The organism is Sphingopyxis sp. 10G20-10 (assembly GCF_057365075.1).
The window spans coordinates 838,085-853,929 of record NZ_CP195117.1 but is presented as its reverse complement, the minus strand read 5'-3'; the positions used below and the strand labels follow the sequence as shown (position 1 = coordinate 853,929).

Below are 15,845 nucleotides of genomic sequence, written 5' to 3'. Positions count from 1 at the left end.
CAGTCGTTTGCAAAGCTGGTTAAAATAGCGCCCGTCCCGTTTCCGGACGACGGGCGCGGCAGCGGTTAATCGAGGTTGGGGCGCAGCCAGCGGCGTGCGGTGTCGAGGTCAACGTTGCGCCGCTTCGCATATTCAAGCAACTGATCCTCGCCCACGCGCGCCACTCCAAAATAGGAAGCGTCGGGATGGCCGAAGTAAAATCCCGACACCGCCGCGGTGGGCAGCATGGCAAAATTCTCGGTCAGCTCCACGCCCGTATTGGCTTCGGCATCGAGCAGATCGAAAAGGATGCGCTTCAAACTATGTTCGGGGCAGGCCGGATAGCCGGGGGCGGGTCGGATTCCGCGATATTCCTCGTGCAAGATCGCCTCTTCGGTCAGTTGCTCATGCGGGGAATAGGCCCATAAATCGGTGCGCACATGCGCGTGCAGCCGCTCGGCAAAGGCTTCGGCCAAACGGTCTGCCAGCGCCTTGAACAAAATGTCCGAATAATCATCCTGATCGGCCTTAAAGCGTGCCAAATGCGGCTCGATACCGTGAATGCTGACCGCAAAACCGCCGATCCAGTCGCCATCGTGACTGATGAAATCGGCCAGCGACATGTTGAACCGGCCTTCACGCTTGGCAATTTGCTGACGCAGGAAGGGCAGGCAGACATGGCGCTCTTCTTCCTCCAGATGGATGATCACATCGTCATCTTCGCGTCGGCACGGCCACAGACCGGCCACGCCGCGCGCGGTCAGCCATTTTTCGGCGACAATCTGGTCGAGCATGGCGCGGGCATCGGCATAAAGCCCGCTCGCGCTTTCGCCGACGACCTCATCCTCAAGAATCGCGGGATAATTGCCCGCCAGCTCCCACGCCCGGAAAAAGGGCGTCCAGTCGATCCAGTTGACCAGATCGGCGATGTCCCAATTGTCAAAGACATGGACGCCGGGTTGTTCGGGCGGCGGCGGGCGCAGATGTTCGTCCATGACAAAGCCATTGGCGCGCGCATCGGCAATCGGGACCAGCGCGCTTTGCCCCTTGTTCGCGCGCACCTCGCGGACATGGGCATAGTCATCCTTATATTTTTTGACATAGGCATCGAGACCGGTGTCGCTGACCAGCGCCGTCGCGACCCCGACCGCGCGGCTGGCGTCGAGCACATGCAGCACCGGCCCGTCATAGGCGGGGTCGATACGCAGCGCGGTATGGACACGCGAGGTCGTCGCCCCGCCGATGAGCAGTGGCAGCGTCATTCCGGCGCGCTTCATCTCTTCGGCAACCGTCACCATCTCGTCGAGCGAGGGCGTGATCAGCCCCGACAAGCCGATAATATCGGCATCCTCGGCCACAGCGGTTTCAAGGATCTTTGACCAGGGAACCATGACGCCGAGGTCAACAATTTCGAACCCGTTACATTGCAGAACGACACCAACGATATTCTTGCCAATGTCATGGACGTCGCCCTTGACCGTAGCCATCACGACCTTGCCCTTGCCCTTGGCACCCGGCTCTTTCGACGCCTCGATAAAGGGCAACAGATGCGCGACCGCTTTCTTCATCACGCGCGCCGATTTGACGACTTGCGGCAGGAACATCTTGCCCGATCCGAACAGGTCACCGACGACATTCATGCCATCCATCAACGGCCCCTCGATCACCTCGATCGGGCGCGGCATGGCCAGTCGCATCTCTTCAGTATCAGCAACAACATGCGCGTCTATGCCTTTGACCAGCGCATGTTCGAGCCGCTTTTCCACCGGCCAATCGCGCCATTCTTCGGCAGCCTTTTCCTGCGCCGGACTGGTGCCCTTATAGCGCTCGGCGAGCGCGATCAGCCGTTCGGTCGGGCTTTCGGCCTCACCCTCGATCCTACGATTGAGCACCACATCTTCGCAGGCATTGCGCAATTCGGGATCGATAGTGTCATAGACATCAAGCTGCCCCGCATTGACAATCGCCATATCGAGTCCGGCGGGAATAGCATGGTACAGAAAAACGCTGTGCATCGCGCGGCGCACCGTCTCATTCCCGCGAAAACCGAACGACAGGTTCGACAATCCGCCCGAAAAATGGACGTGCGGACAGCGGACACGGATTTCCTTGACGCCTTCGATAAAATCAACGGCATAATTGTCATGCTCTTCCAACCCTGTCGCGATCGCGAAGATATTGGGGTCAAAGATGATGTCTTCGGGGGGAAAACCGATGCCTATCAGCAGGTCATAAGCGCGCGCACAAATTTCGACCTTACGCTCTTTCGTGTCGGCCTGCCCGACCTCATCAAAGGCCATGACAACAATCGCCGCCCCATAGGCCATGCACTTTTTTGCCGCCTCGATGAACGGAGCCTCGCCCTCTTTCATGCTGATCGAATTGACGACGGGTTTGCCGGGAACGCACTTCAATCCCGCCTCGATCACTGACCATTTGCTGCTGTCGATCATCACCGGCACACGCGCAATGTCGGGTTCAGCGGCAATGAGTTTCAGAAAAGTTTCCATCGCCGCTTCGGAATCGAGAAGGCCTTCGTCCATATTGACGTCGATAATCTGGGCGCCGTTCTCGACCTGCTGGCGCGCCACCTCGACCGCCGCCGTATAGTCATCGGCCATAATCAACCGCTTGAAGACGGCTGATCCGGTGACGTTGGTGCGCTCGCCGATGTTGACGAAAGTGGCGGAGGAGGGACGGTTTTCGGTCATTTATCTTCCTGATCCTCACCACTCTTGGGGAGGGGGACCGCCGCGAAGCGGTGGTGGAGGGGGCTCTCGTACAAAAACTTGGCTGCTGACCGAGAGCCCCCTCCGTCAGCGCTACGCGCTGCCACCTCCCCGCTAGCGGAGAGGATCGATCACGCCGCCATCGTAAAAGGCTCCAGTCCCGCAAGCCGTGTTCGCACCGGCACTTGCGGCACGATGCGCGGCGGCAGTCCCTTCACTGCCGCTGCCATCGCGGCAATATGATCAGGCGTCGAGCCACAGCAGCCGCCGAGGATGTTGACCTGACCATGTTCGGCCCATTCCCTGACCAGCGCCGCCGTCGTGTCGGGCATCTCGTCATACTCACCCAGTTCGTTGGGCAGGCCGGCGTTGGGATATACCATCAGCAATGTGTCGGCGAGGTCGGACAAGACACGCACATGCGGACGCAACTGCGCCGCACCGAACGAGCAATTCAGCCCGATCGTCACCGGCCGTGCGTGGCGCACAGCATACCAAAAGGCTTCGACCGTATGGCCCGACAGGTTGCGCCCCGACAGATCGGTGAGCGTCATCGACAGCATCAGCGGAAGCTCACGCCCCAGCGACGCCTCGGCCTCTAGTGTCGCAGCAATCGCGGCCTTGGCATTCAGCGTATCAAAGACCGTTTCGACCAGAATGAAGTCGGCACCGCCCTCGGCCAGCGCATCGACCTGTTCGAGATAGACGTCTTTCAATTCATCAAAATCAATCTCGCGAAAACCGGGGTTGTTGACATCGGGCGACAGCGACAGCGTCTTGTTCGTCGGCCCCACCGCCCCCGCGACAAAGCGGCGACGGCCATCCTGTGCAGCAAAGGCATCAACTTCGGTGCGCGCCAGCGCCGCGCTCGCGCGGTTGATGTCGCCGACCAAATGCTGCGCGCCATAATCGGCCTGACTGATCCGGTTGCCGCTGAATGTGTTGGTTGCCACGACGTCCGCCCCGGCATTCAGATAGTCGCGGATTACCGCAGACACGATTTCGGGTCGCGCAAGGTTCAGATAATCACCATTGCCGCGCGGGTCGATGGACAGATCATGGGTCGAACCATCGAGGCCGACATAGGCTTTGCGGTTCTGAAAGGCGGTGCCAAAGGGGCCATCCTTGATCAAGATACGTTCGGCAGCCGCCTCGTTTAGAGCTTCGCGAGCGCCGGTCATGCGGCCTGCTCCTGCTGCGGCGCACGCGGGCGCACACCCAGCATATGGCATATCGCATAGCTGAGCTCGGCGCGGTTGAGCGTGTAGAAATGAAAGTCGCGGACCCCGCCAGCATAGAGGCGCCGGCAAAGCTCCGCCGCCGCCGTTGCCGCGACCAACTGCCGCGCCGCCGGAAGGTCATCGAGCCCCTCGAACAATTGCGCCAGCCAAGGCGGGACATCGGTGCCGCACATCCCCGACATACGCTGAATCGCCGAAAAATTGCTGACCGGCATGATACCGGGGATGATCGGCGCCGAAATGCCGGCCGCCACCGCCGCATCGCGAAAGCGGAAAAAAGTATCGGGTTCAAAGAAGAATTGCGTCATCGCGCGCGTCGCCCCGGCATCCAGCTTGCGCTTCAGATTATCGAGGTCGTCAGCAGCGCTTTTGGCTTCGGGGTGGGTTTCGGGGTTGGCAGCCACCGAGATTTCAAAAGGCGCAATATCGCGCAATCCGGCGACCAGGTCGGCGGCGCAGCTATACCCATCGTCGCGCGCCCGAAAGCGCTCACCCTTGACCGGTGGGTCACCGCGCAAGGCGACGATGTGCCTGATACCGGCGTCCCAATAGGACTGGGCAACCTCTGCAATATCGTCGCGGCTGGCATCAACGCAGGTCAGATGCGCCGCCGCCGGAATGCCGGTTTCCTTGGCGATCCGGGTCACGGTGGCATGGGTGCGTTCGCGGGTCGAACCACCTGCGCCATAAGTTACCGACACAAAGCGCGGGCCAAGCGGCGACAACGTCCCGATCGCATCCCACAATGTTTCGGTCATCTTGTCGCTCTTTGGCGGGAAAAATTCAAAGCTGACGCCAATGTCACCGGCCAGGCCGGCAAAAAATGGTGATGCAGCTGCCCTATGGGCTTCGGACGTCGAGTTTAGATTTGGGGTCATGCCGCAAGCCTTTTACGCTGACTGTCACTGTCGCGCGCGATGGGTGATTGATCTTCGTCGGAGCGGCGGCGGCCCAGCCATAACTTGACCGTTAGCGCACCTCCGTCCAGCGTTTCGGAGCTTTCGAGCATCATGGCGGCCGATGCGAACCAGCCGCGAATCTGAGCATCGGAGAAGCCCAAACGGGCATGGGCGGCAAGCGCGCGCAGATCCTCGTCCTCGTGCGGTGCAAAATCGACGATGAGCAAATGCCCGCCGCCGCGCAGCACGCGGCTGGCCTCTGCGATGACGCGATCGGGCTCATGGGCGAAATGCAGTGCCTGATGGATAACCACGCTGTCGATGCTGGCATCGTCCAGCGGCAGGGACAGAAAATCGGCCTGCACAAGATCGATTGGCACCGGCTGGTCGGCCAGCTTGGCACGCGCAATGCGCAACATTTCTGGGCTGCGATCAAGCGCGGTGATGCGGCGTGCTGTCGCCGCAAAAATCTCTGCCATCCGTCCTGTGCCGGTGCCGACGTCCAGCATATGACCAAGGCGGCGATTGTGCATCATCGCCAACATCGCCGCCTCGACATCGGATTCGGCGACATGACGCGAACGAATGGCATCCCATTCAACCGCATGTTCGGCAAAATAGCGGGCCGCAGCCGCAGCCCGGTCGCTCCGGATCGCCGCCAGCCGCCGCGCATCATGCGCGATCACCAGCGCTTCGCGCGGTGAAAAAGGCCAGTCCTCGGCTTGACGCATCGCCAGCCCAACCGACCCTTCACGCGCAATCCGCAGGAAAACCCAGCTCCCCTCGCGGTGGCGCTCGACAATTCCCGCCTCGGCAAGGATACGGACGTGGCGCGAAACGCGCGGCTGGCTTTGTTCAAGAACGACGGCCAATTCGCCAATAGCAAGCTCCATCTCACGCAGCAGCGCCACGATTCGCAGGCGCGTCGGGTCAGCAAGGGCGCGGAAAATGTCGAGCAACTCAGTCATAAAACATCATATAAAGCTTTCTTTATATCTGGTCAACCAGCCGCTGAGCCGCGAATCCAGCCGCTTGCAGCTTGCTGGCAACGAGACGGACAACTTTTGCCGCGACCATCGACAAAAAGTCCGTTGCGCCGATATTTCGAGCACGGTAGCTCTGGGGGGTCGGCAAATTGCTGGCACGAAATGGTTCGTGCCCGAAATGTCGACAGAGCTATTCACTTGAGAGGGGTATACCCAGATGAAAAAGTCGATCACTTTGTCGCTCGTCCTGGCCGCTTCGCTCGGCCTCGCTGCTTGTGCCGAGAAGGCTTCGGATGACGCCGCGACGACGACCGAAGATACCAGCGCCACGATGGAAGGTGCTGCTGACGGCGCCATGGACGCTGCAGAAGGCACCGCGGACGCAACCGCCGATGCCGCTGATGGTGCTGCCGATGCCGCTACCGGCGCAGCTGATGCCGCTGGCGACGCTGCCGATGCGACTGCCAACGCCGCAGACAAGGCCAAGGAAGCTGCTACCGCTGCTAAGGAAGCTGCTGCCACCGCCAAGGGCGCGATGGAAGAAATGAAGAAGTAAGCCAACCGGCTTCACTTCGACAAGAAAAGGGTCGTCGATCATTGAATCGGCGGCCTTTTTTCTTGCCCTTATTTCACGGATGCGATGTGCAGGCGCGACAGAATCTTGCCAAGTCGGGCCAAGGCCGCTATCGCCGGACCCCAGTGGTCACATTTTCGCCACAAAGAACAAATGCGAAAGGTATTTTCATGCGTAAGATTATTCTCGCCTCGGTTGCCATTGCTGCTTTCAGCCTCACCGCTTGCTCGGAAAAGGCGCAGGACGCCACTGCCGACGCCGGCAACGCCGTAGCAGACGATGTTGCCGCAACCGGCGATGCAATGGCTGACGGTGCAGCAGACGCCGCCGATGCGACTGCCAACGCAGCTTCGGACGCAGCCGACGCAACCAAGGACGCAGCCGCTGGCGCAATGGAAGCCACCAGCGACGCGGCCCATGACGCATCGGAAGAAGTGAAGCACTAAGCTTTCGCTTATTGAATTTAGGGGGGGCGTCGATCAGTGGTCGGCGCCCCCTTTTCATTCGCGGGCAAGACGGTGTAGACGGACGACATGATCGCGCGCGCGCTCCTGCTTTTGATCTCGCTGCTGGTGATACCGGCCTTGTCGGGCTGTAGCCGGACCGACAACGAACCCGGCCCCGGCGGCGTGACCGTCAGCGAGGCCAAAGCACTGGATGACGCGGCCACCATGCTCGAAAGCCGCCGCGACCCTGCCCCACCTGCTGACGACACAGATGCGCCAAAGAAAAGCGGCAGCTAATGTGCATGGCGGGCCGTTGTGACTAACTCACACACGCACTCTATCGCGACAAACACGATAGCTATGCGGCCTATGCGTGGCGGCCCGCGCCCCGACACACGAACAGCACCATGACTGACGAAGCCCCTTCCCCGCCCGCAACGACCATCGTCTTCCTGCTCTTTCCGGGGATCACCCAACTGGATTTTACCGCGCCTGCTCAGGCGCTCGCGCGTATGCCTGGTGCAAAGTTGATTGGCGCGGCGTCCAGTCTGGATCCGATCAAAACCGACAGCGGCTTTTCCATCCTTCCAACGCATGATTTCGCCACTTGTCCGCAGGCCGATCTGCTGTGCGTCCCGGGCGGTCATGGCGTCGCCGACGCGCTGGGCCAGCCAGCCCATATCGATTTTCTGCGCGATCAAGCGAAAGCCGCGACTTGGGTGACGAGCGTCTGCACGGGAGCTTTTTTGCTGGGCCGTGCCGGACTTTTACAGGGCAAGCGGGCGACCACCCATTGGGCCTACACCCAATTGCTGCCGCTCGTCGGGGCAAGCTATGTCGCCGACCGTGTGGTGGAGGACGGCAAGGTCATCAGTTGCGGCGGCGTAACGGCGGGTCTTGATTTCGCGCTGACGCTCATTGCCCGCATCCACGGTGAGCGCGTCGCAAAGGCGGTGCAACTCGCACTGGAATATAATCCCTCGCCTCCGTTCAAAGGCGGGCATCCCGACCGTGCCGCCCCCGACCTGACGACGGGGTTACGCCAGCATTTCTATGCCGCCGCAGCGACGCGGATGGAACGAGCCCTCACCAACTAAAGGGGGACAACGATCAGCCTATCAAAGCCTCAATCTGGTCGATCGTGTCGTTCATCAGCTTGACGATGGCGCGATAAGGGGCCGGGCTGGCCATATCGAGACCGGCGCGCTTCAAAATCTCGACCGGATAGTCCGAACCGCCCGCCTTGAGCACGCCCAGATAAGTGTCGCGCTCTGCCGCCCCGCCGGACAGGATCGACTGGGCAAAATAGGTCGCCGCCGCGATGCAGGTCGAATATTGATAGACGTAAAAGCTGTTATAGAAATGGGGGATATAGGCCCATTCGATGGCATAGTCGGGGTCAATCTCTACCTTTGGCCCATGATAGCGTGTGAGCAGGTCGCGATAGATGCTGGTGAATTTTTCACCCGACAGCCCCTCGCCCGCCTCTCCCTTGTCATGCGCGGCGAGTTCAAATTCGGCAAACATCGCCTGCCGGAAAAATGTCCCGCGCAATCCTTCAAGTTGCTGGCCGAGATAAAAGATCTTCTCTTCCTTGGTCGTCGCCTTTGACAGCATATAGGCGGACAGGAGTTGCTCGTTACAGGTGCTGGCAATTTCGGCGAGGAAGATCGGATAATCCGACATTTCATAGGGCTGGTTAGCATTGGCGAGCAGCGAATGCATGGCGTGGCCCCATTCATGGGCAAAGGTTGTCAGTCCCTCATAATTCTCCCCCAGATTGAGGAGAAGATAGGGGTGCACGTCATAGGCACCGGGATTCATATAGGCGCCCGACGCTTTGCCCGGACGCGGCCATGGGTCCATCCATTTTTTCGCGGTCGAGGTCGCCAGTTCGTCGACATAGGGCTTCCCCAGCGGAGCGACGGCAGCCAGCGTCAACGTCCGCATCTGGCTCAGATCGAATGTGCGATCGAGCGACACCAGTGGCGGATAAATGTCGTAATAATGAAGGTCAGGCAGCTTCAGCAATTTGCGGCGCAGCTCGAAATAGCGGTGCAGCGCGGGCAGACCGGCATTGGTTTCGCGCACCAAAGTCCGATAAACATCTTCGGGGATATTATTCTGCGCGATGGCCGCCGCTAGCGATGTTTTATATTTGCGGGCCTTGGCCTCGAAAATATCACCTTTGACATGCGCGGCATAGGTCGCGCCAAAGCTGTTCTGAAACGCGCCAAATTCGCCCCAATAGGCATCGAACACCGCCTTGCGGTCATCGCGATTGGGGGCATCGCGGTTGAGCGAATAGCCTTGCGCGTCGAGCCGCACTTGATTGCCTGTCGACAAGGTGATGGTCGGCCAAGGAATGTCGCTATTGGCCAGTTGTCCGCGAATATCGGAAAAACCCGACAAAGGGGTTCCCGCCGAGGCCAACAAGGCTTCCCCCTCTGGGGACAAAGTATGCGGCGCCTGGCGCAATGTGTTGCGCAGACTGTGGCGGAATTTATCGAGTCCTGTATCGGTGGCCAGAAAAGCGTCGATCTTGGCTTCGCCCAGACTCAGGATTTCGGGGTCCATCCACGCCAGATGTTCGCTGAAGGTCGTGGCCAGATCGGTCGCCTGACCCTGATATTCCTGATTGGTGGCGACGCGCTGATCCTCGTCGGCTTTCAGGCTGGCATAGGTATAGATGCGATAAATCGTCCGCGTCAGATCGGACACGGCCTGCAAGGCGGTGCGCAGCGCGGCGGCACTATTACCCAGCGTTCCCTTATATTTCTCAAGCTCCGGGGCCGCGGTCAGCGCAGCCTTTCGCGCCTCGTCCCACGCCGCTTGCGACGGATAAATTTCGCTGAGATCCCAAGCGGCCGCATCGGTCTTTGCAGTCGCTTCGGCGGCGCGAACCGCCATCGGCAGGCTGGCCGCTACGGTGGTGATGGCGGATGCGGCAATCATGTCGCGGCGGGACAATTCAAGCATAAAGATTATCCTTCAGCAGCCCTTTCGGGCGGAAGGTGTATCTGTGCGACCATACAGCGCATTTCGCAAGCCTCGCGTGATAAAGTTACACGAGCCAGACATGAAAAAAGGCCAGAGAGTTTCCTCCCCGGCCCCTTTTCGTCAGCCGCAGCCGAGCGGTTGGTGGCTTGGACCTTTAAAAGTCCATGCCGCCCATGCCGCCCATTCCGCCGCCGCCGCCCATGGGCATCGCCGGCTTGTCATCGGGGGTTTCGGCAATGCCTGCTTCGGTGGTGATCAGCAGACCGGCAACCGAGGCTGCGTCCTGCAACGCCGTGCGGACAACCTTGGTCGGGTCGATCACGCCAGCCTTGACCAGATCTTCAAAGACATCGGTCGATGCGTTGAAGCCATAGTTGCTGTCCTTTTGGTCGAACAGCTTGCCAGCGACAACACCGCCGTCAAAGCCCGCATTTTCAGCGATCTGACGCACCGGCGACTGAAGCGCCTTGCGGATGATGTCGATGCCGCGGGTCTGGTCTTCGTTGACGCCGGTCATGCCTTCCAAAGCCTTGGTGGCATAAAGCAGCGCGGTACCGCCGCCGGGGACGATGCCTTCTTCAACCGCAGCGCGGGTAGCGTGGAGGGCGTCGTCGACACGATCCTTGCGTTCCTTCACTTCGATTTCCGATGCGCCGCCGACCTTGATGACCGCAACACCGCCAGCAAGCTTTGCCAGACGTTCCTGCAGCTTTTCCTTGTCGTAATCGCTGGTCGTGGTTTCGATCTGCGCGCGGATCTGTTCGACCCGGCCCTTGATCGTTGCTGCATCACCGGCACCGTCGACGATGGTGGTGTTGTCCTTGTCGATGGTGACGCGCTTGGCCTGGCCCAGCATGTTCAGCGTAACAGTCTCGAGCTTGATGCCCAGATCTTCGCTGATCATTTCGCCCTGCGTCAGGATAGCGATATCCTGCAGCATCGCCTTGCGACGATCGCCAAAGCCCGGTGCCTTAACGGCAGCGACCTTGAGGCCGCCGCGCAGGCGGTTGACGACCAGCGTAGCGAGCGCTTCGCCTTCGATATCTTCGGCGATGATCAAAAGCGGACGGCCCGACTGAACAACAGCTTCCAAAATCGGGAGCATCGCCTGCAGGTTCGACAGCTTCTTTTCAAAGATCAGGATATAGGGATCGCTGAGTTCAACGAGCATCTTTTCCGGATTGGTAATGAAGTAAGGCGACAGGTAACCGCGGTCGAACTGCATACCTTCGACGACGTCGAGTTCGAAATCGAGGCCCTTGGCTTCTTCGACGGTGATCACGCCTTCCTTGCCGACCTTTTCCATCGCCTCGGCAATTTTCTGGCCGACTTCTTCGTCGCCATTGGCCGAAATGATGCCGACCTGAGCGATTTCGGCATTGCCCTTAACAGCCTTCGACTGCGCCTTGATCGTCTCAACAACCTTGGCGGTCGCCAGATCGATGCCGCGCTTCAGGTCCATCGGGTTCATGCCGGCAGCAACCGACTTCATGCCTTCGCGAACGATGGCCTGAGCCAATACGGTCGCGGTGGTGGTGCCGTCGCCAGCCAGATCATTGGTCTTCGAGGCGACTTCGCGGAGCATCTGCGCGCCCATATTCTCGAACTTGTCCTTAAGTTCGATTTCCTTGGCGACGGTGACGCCGTCCTTGGTGATGCGCGGCGAGCCAAAGCTTTTGTCGATGACGACATTGCGGCCCTTGGGGCCGAGCGTGACCTTTACGGCGTCAGCCAGAATGTCGACACCCTTCATGATCCGTTCGCGCGCGTCGCGGCTGAATTTTACGTCTTTCGCAGCCATGTGCTAAATCCTTTCAAAATTTCTTGGGAGGTTCGGTTCAGGCGAGGATGCCCAGAATGTCCGATTCCTTCATGATCAACAGCTCTTCGCCATCAACCTTGACTTCGGTGCCCGACCATTTGCCGAACAGGATGCGGTCGCCGGCCTTGACGTCGAGCGGGGTCACTTTGCCCTCTTCGGACTTCAGGCCCGAACCAGCAGAGACGACTTCGCCTTCCTGCGGTTTTTCCTTGGCGGTGTCGGGAATGATAATGCCGCCAGCCGTTTTTTCTTCGGCTTCGATACGGCGAACCAGCACGCGGTCGTGCAAGGGACGAAATTGCATGGATATTCCTCCAGTTTTGCAATGGATATGCTTTAGCGCTCACCAAGGGTGAGTGCTAACAGCTGGCATATGGGTGGGGGGTGGGGGGGCGTCAACCACCGGCTGGAAAGAAAATCAGATTAAGCCGGCAACAGCCCGAGGCGCGTGCGCATCCGCCACCGACCGAGCAGGAGAACCGCCGCGACGACCAGCCCGACCGCGAGCCCCGCCCACACGCCTAGCCCTGCCCAAGGCGTCCAGAATCCCAAATAGATAGCGGTGCCAAATCCGGCGATCCAATAGCTCGCAACGGCTATGATCATCGGTATGCGGGTGTCCTGTAGCCCGCGCAGTGCGCCGGCCGCTACCACTTGCGCCCCATCGAATAGCTGGAACGCTGCAGCGACAACCAGAAACTGCATAGCAAAGCCGACCATCGCGGCATTTTGCGCCGCATCGACATCAACATAAATCGACAGCACCGCGCGCGGGAACAGCCAAATCAGAATCGCAGTCATCACCATAAACCCAAGCCCCAGAATCAGCGATGCCTGACCCGCAAAGCTGATCCCCTGATTGTCGCGCGCGCCATAGGCGAGCCCGACGCGGATTGTTGCCGCTTGTGCGATGCCAAAAGGCACCTGAAAGGCCAGCGCCGCCACCTGAAGTGCAATAGTATGTCCCGCCAGCTCCGCCTCGCCGATCCGGCCCATCAGAAAGGCGGCGCCAGAAAAGAGCCCAGCCTCGGCCAAAATTGTCAGCCCAATCGGCATACCAATCCGCAACATGTCGACAAAGCGCGACCATTCGGGGCGCCACCAGTTGCCGAACAGCTGATAGCGGCGAAAACGGCGATCGGCTTGAATGACCGCAACATAGGCCGCGAGCATCGCCACGCTGGTAATGATGCTGGACAGCGCCGATCCGGTGAGCCCCAGCGCGGGCATACCCCAATGCCCGAAGACCAAGGTCCAGTTTCCGAGTGCGTTGACCGCCAGCGCTAGCAAGGTGATTCCGGTTGCAATCTTGGGCCTGCCCAGTGCCGACACAAAAATCCTAAGCACGCTGGCTAAAATCGACGGAATCATCGCCCACATCAATATGATCAGAAAGTCCCCGGCGATTGCCGATATGACGGGCGACTGGCCGGTCGCGAGCATGATGCTTTCACCCATCAGGCAAATGGCCATAGCGGCAAGGCCGACCAGCACGCTGAGCCACATCCCCATACGTACTGATCGCCGCACTTCACGCACCGCATGACGGCGGCGCCCCAGTTCAGCGGCGATCAGGGGCGCAGCGGCCCCCACCAACCCGGTCGCCGTCCACATCAAGAGACCAAAGATCGACACCGCCAGCGACGAGGCCGACAGCGCCTCTTCCCCCAATCGAGCGACAAACATCACATCGACGGCATAGACCAGCATCTGCAGCAGATTGGCCGCCGCCAGCGGCCAGGCAAGCGCCAGCATAGCGGGAAATTCCCCGCGCAGACTGGCGGCCGGTTCACTGGTCAAAGGGGCGGCTGGATTCAGCATAGCCGGTCCGAATAGGCGAAGCGGTGATGCGCCTTCAATTCATTTGCGAGCGATTCGACGGATTTCGGGGCGGTGGTGGCAAAATAGCCACAGCCTGCTCAGTCCGAAAAGGCGATGGTCATTTCAACCGCAAAGGCAATAAAGGTCAGGGTCAGGCCGACAACAAACATCCGGTACGCATAGGCCAGAAACCGGTATTTGCGGTTCGCGAGCACCATGCCGTTCTGATACACATCGCGCAGCATGATCTGATACATGCCTTCTTCGGTGACCATGCCGCTTTTCACAGCCTCGATATATTCATCCTCGCTCATTTGCGAAAAGCGCCCGAAGAACAGGATATTGCTGTGGTCTTTACCGTCCCGATAAACCGCTGGCGGCGCTTTGCCGACGCGCGGCAGCACCGCCGAAATCGCCAGCAAAGCCGATAGAAAGGCAAAGGTCGCAAGGATCGTCAATGCCACCGACATCCGGCCATCGCGCGCTTGCCCGATGGAAATGGTAAAGACCAAAAAAGTCGCCCCCATAAGGATCGACGCCTTGTGATCGGCCATTTGCGACAATTGCATCTGGATCAGCTGCGTCGTGCGGACCAGATGGATCGCGTTGGACGGATAGACGCGATCAGGCGGCGATGTCGCATCGCCCGACGAGTCGCTGTTCGTCATATCATCGCTCATTGGGTAGGCCCCTTTTTCCCAAGGTCGAGACACTAGTGATTGCACGATGACTTGGCGCGGGCAAGATGCTGCCCGATTCCCGCCGCAATAGCTTGCCAATGCGAAGGCTTGGCGGCATGTCCGCCGCAACATTTATAAAATGGGACGCCCATCATGAGCAGCGACTTGCGCCAACAGATATATGACCTCATCGCCCCCTTTAACAAAAAGGGCGTCGCGTTGACCGACACGACCAGCTTTGCCACAGATCTGGAGTGGGACAGCCTGACGGTGATGGACTTTGTCGCCGAGGTCGAGGACGCCTTCGATATCATCATCAGCATGAACATGCAGGCCGAAATTGAAACGGTTGGCCAGCTTGTCGATGCCGTGGCCAAGCTTAAGGGCTGAGCGCGTATGACCGATTTGTTTTCAAAGTTCGACCCGCTGATCGAACAGCGCGAAACCTTGTTGTCGACCGGCATCACCGATCCGTTCAGCCTGGTGATGGAAGAAGTGGTGTCGCCGACCGTCGCCATCTGCAACGGTCGTGAGACCATTTTGCTCGGCACCTATAATTATATGGGCATGACCTTCGACGCCGATGTCATCGAAGCGGGTAAGGACGCGCTCGAAAAATTCGGCAGTGGCACCACGGGCAGCCGCGTTCTCAACGGCACCTATCAAGGCCACAAAGAGTGCGAAGAGGCGCTGAAAGACTTTTACGCCATGGATCATGCCATGGTGTTTTCGACGGGGTATCAGGCCAATCTGGGCATCATCAGCACGCTGGCCGGTAAGGGCGACTATGTCATCCTCGACATCGACAGCCACGCGTCCATCTATGACGGCTGCGGACTCGGCAATGCCGAAATCGTTGCCTTTCGTCACAATGATGTCGAGGCGCTGGAAAAACGGCTCAAACGCCTGCCCCCCGAGGCGGGCAAACTGGTCGTGCTCGAAGGCGTTTATTCGATGCTCGGCGATGTCGCGCCGTTGAAAGAGATGATCCGCGTGTCGAAAGAGGCGGGCGCGATGGTGCTGGTCGACGAGGCGCACTCGATGGGCTTTATCGGCAATCATGGTCGCGGCGTTGCCGAGGATCAGGGCGTGATCGGCGATGTCGATTTCATCATCGGTACGTTCAGCAAAAGCGTCGGCACCGTCGGCGGCTTTTGTGTGTCCAACCACCCCAAATTCGAGATCTTGCGGCTGGTCTGCCGTCCCTATGTTTTCACCGCCTCGCTGCCCCCCAGCGTCGTCGCCACCGCCGCCACCAGCATCCGCAAACTGATGCACGGCAGCAACAAGCGCGCGCATCTGTGGGAAAACAGCAAAAAGCTGCATGGCGGCCTGCGCGAACTGGGTTTCACGCTGGGCACCGAGGTGCCGCAATCGGCGATTATTGCGGTCATCATGCCCGACCTCGAACAGGGTGCGATGATGTGGGAAGCGATGCTCAAGGAGGGGCTTTACGTCAACCTTGCCCGCCCGCCCGCGACACCCGCCGGCATGACTTTGCTGCGCTGTTCGCTCTGCGCCGAACACACAAGCGAACAGGTCGACGAGATTTTGAGCCGCTTTGCCACTGCCGGGCGCCGGGTCGGCATCATCGCTTAGATAGCGACCGGCGCGACGAACCTCGCCATTTTCGGGATAGAATGACGCCCGACTCGTTATTCTTTGTCA

At 59.6% G+C, this 15,845-nt stretch carries 15 protein-coding genes; 6 read left to right on the top strand and 9 right to left on the bottom strand.

Annotation, left to right across the window (positions count from 1 at the left end):
• Positions 1 to 65 precede the first annotated feature (65 nt).
• The 4 genes from metH to ACR3XE_RS04230 all read right to left on the bottom strand — a co-directional run bounded on the left by metH (position 66) and on the right by ACR3XE_RS04230 (position 5,816).
• Positions 66 to 2,690: a methionine synthase gene (gene metH / locus ACR3XE_RS04245; protein ID WP_473698849.1), complete on the bottom strand. Its 2,625-nt coding sequence runs from the start codon at positions 2,688 to 2,690 to the stop codon at positions 66 to 68.
• Positions 2,691 to 2,839: 149 nt separating this feature from the next.
• Complete coding sequence (locus ACR3XE_RS04240) at positions 2,840 to 3,889, bottom strand: homocysteine S-methyltransferase family protein (protein WP_473698850.1); 1,050 nt, start codon at positions 3,887 to 3,889, stop codon at positions 2,840 to 2,842.
• Positions 3,886 to 4,827 (bottom strand): methylenetetrahydrofolate reductase, encoded by a 942-nt coding sequence (gene metF / locus ACR3XE_RS04235; RefSeq protein ID WP_473698851.1) that lies wholly within the window; start codon positions 4,825 to 4,827, stop codon positions 3,886 to 3,888. Before metF ends, ACR3XE_RS04240 begins: the two co-directional genes overlap by 4 nt.
• Positions 4,824 to 5,816: an ArsR/SmtB family transcription factor gene (locus ACR3XE_RS04230; protein WP_473698852.1), complete on the bottom strand. Its 993-nt coding sequence runs from the start codon at positions 5,814 to 5,816 to the stop codon at positions 4,824 to 4,826. Before ACR3XE_RS04230 ends, metF begins: the two co-directional genes overlap by 4 nt.
• 235 nt (positions 5,817 to 6,051) lie before the next feature.
• Here ACR3XE_RS04230 and ACR3XE_RS04225 point away from each other — a divergent pair, with 235 nt between their 5' ends.
• The 4 genes from ACR3XE_RS04225 to ACR3XE_RS04210 all read left to right on the top strand — a co-directional run bounded on the left by ACR3XE_RS04225 (position 6,052) and on the right by ACR3XE_RS04210 (position 7,951).
• Positions 6,052 to 6,390 (top strand): hypothetical protein, encoded by a 339-nt coding sequence (locus ACR3XE_RS04225; RefSeq protein ID WP_473698853.1) that lies wholly within the window; start codon positions 6,052 to 6,054, stop codon positions 6,388 to 6,390.
• Between the two features lie 188 nt (positions 6,391 to 6,578).
• On the top strand, positions 6,579 to 6,854 hold the full coding sequence (locus ACR3XE_RS04220; RefSeq protein WP_473698854.1) for an entericidin EcnAB: 276 nt from the start codon (positions 6,579 to 6,581) through the stop codon (positions 6,852 to 6,854).
• Positions 6,855 to 6,941: 87 nt separating this feature from the next.
• On the top strand, positions 6,942 to 7,151 hold the full coding sequence (locus tag ACR3XE_RS04215; protein WP_473698855.1) for a hypothetical protein: 210 nt from the start codon (positions 6,942 to 6,944) through the stop codon (positions 7,149 to 7,151).
• 110 nt (positions 7,152 to 7,261) lie between these two features.
• Entirely contained in the window at positions 7,262 to 7,951 is a 690-nt protein-coding gene (locus tag ACR3XE_RS04210) for a DJ-1/PfpI family protein (protein ID WP_486185934.1), read from the top strand.
• Positions 7,952 to 7,964: 13 nt separating this feature from the next.
• On the opposite strand, the gene pepF is transcribed toward ACR3XE_RS04210, so the two are convergent.
• The 5 genes from pepF to ACR3XE_RS04185 all read right to left on the bottom strand — a co-directional run bounded on the left by pepF (position 7,965) and on the right by ACR3XE_RS04185 (position 14,177).
• A complete protein-coding gene (gene pepF / locus ACR3XE_RS04205) occupies positions 7,965 to 9,833 on the bottom strand; it encodes an oligoendopeptidase F (protein WP_473698856.1) in 1,869 nt (622 codons plus the stop codon).
• A gap of 175 nt (positions 9,834 to 10,008) precedes the next feature.
• Complete coding sequence (gene groL / locus ACR3XE_RS04200) at positions 10,009 to 11,655, bottom strand: chaperonin GroEL (RefSeq protein ID WP_473698857.1); 1,647 nt, start codon at positions 11,653 to 11,655, stop codon at positions 10,009 to 10,011.
• A gap of 37 nt (positions 11,656 to 11,692) precedes the next feature.
• A complete protein-coding gene (gene groES, locus ACR3XE_RS04195) occupies positions 11,693 to 11,980 on the bottom strand; it encodes a co-chaperone GroES (protein ID WP_473698858.1) in 288 nt (95 codons plus the stop codon).
• Between the two features lie 119 nt (positions 11,981 to 12,099).
• Complete coding sequence (locus ACR3XE_RS04190) at positions 12,100 to 13,497, bottom strand: MATE family efflux transporter (RefSeq protein WP_473698859.1); 1,398 nt, start codon at positions 13,495 to 13,497, stop codon at positions 12,100 to 12,102.
• Positions 13,498 to 13,595: 98 nt separating this feature from the next.
• Entirely contained in the window at positions 13,596 to 14,177 is a 582-nt protein-coding gene (locus ACR3XE_RS04185; protein WP_473698860.1) for a Pycsar system effector family protein, read from the bottom strand.
• 153 nt (positions 14,178 to 14,330) lie between these two features.
• On the opposite strand from ACR3XE_RS04185, the gene ACR3XE_RS04180 reads away from it, so the two are divergent.
• Both ACR3XE_RS04180 and spt read left to right on the top strand, forming a co-directional pair.
• Positions 14,331 to 14,567, top strand: coding sequence for an acyl carrier protein (locus tag ACR3XE_RS04180; RefSeq protein WP_473698861.1), 237 nt, complete (start codon positions 14,331 to 14,333; stop codon positions 14,565 to 14,567).
• Between the two features lie 6 nt (positions 14,568 to 14,573).
• Entirely contained in the window at positions 14,574 to 15,776 is a 1,203-nt protein-coding gene (gene spt, locus ACR3XE_RS04175; RefSeq protein WP_473698862.1) for a serine palmitoyltransferase, read from the top strand.
• The last annotated feature ends 69 nt before the right edge of the window (positions 15,777 to 15,845 follow it).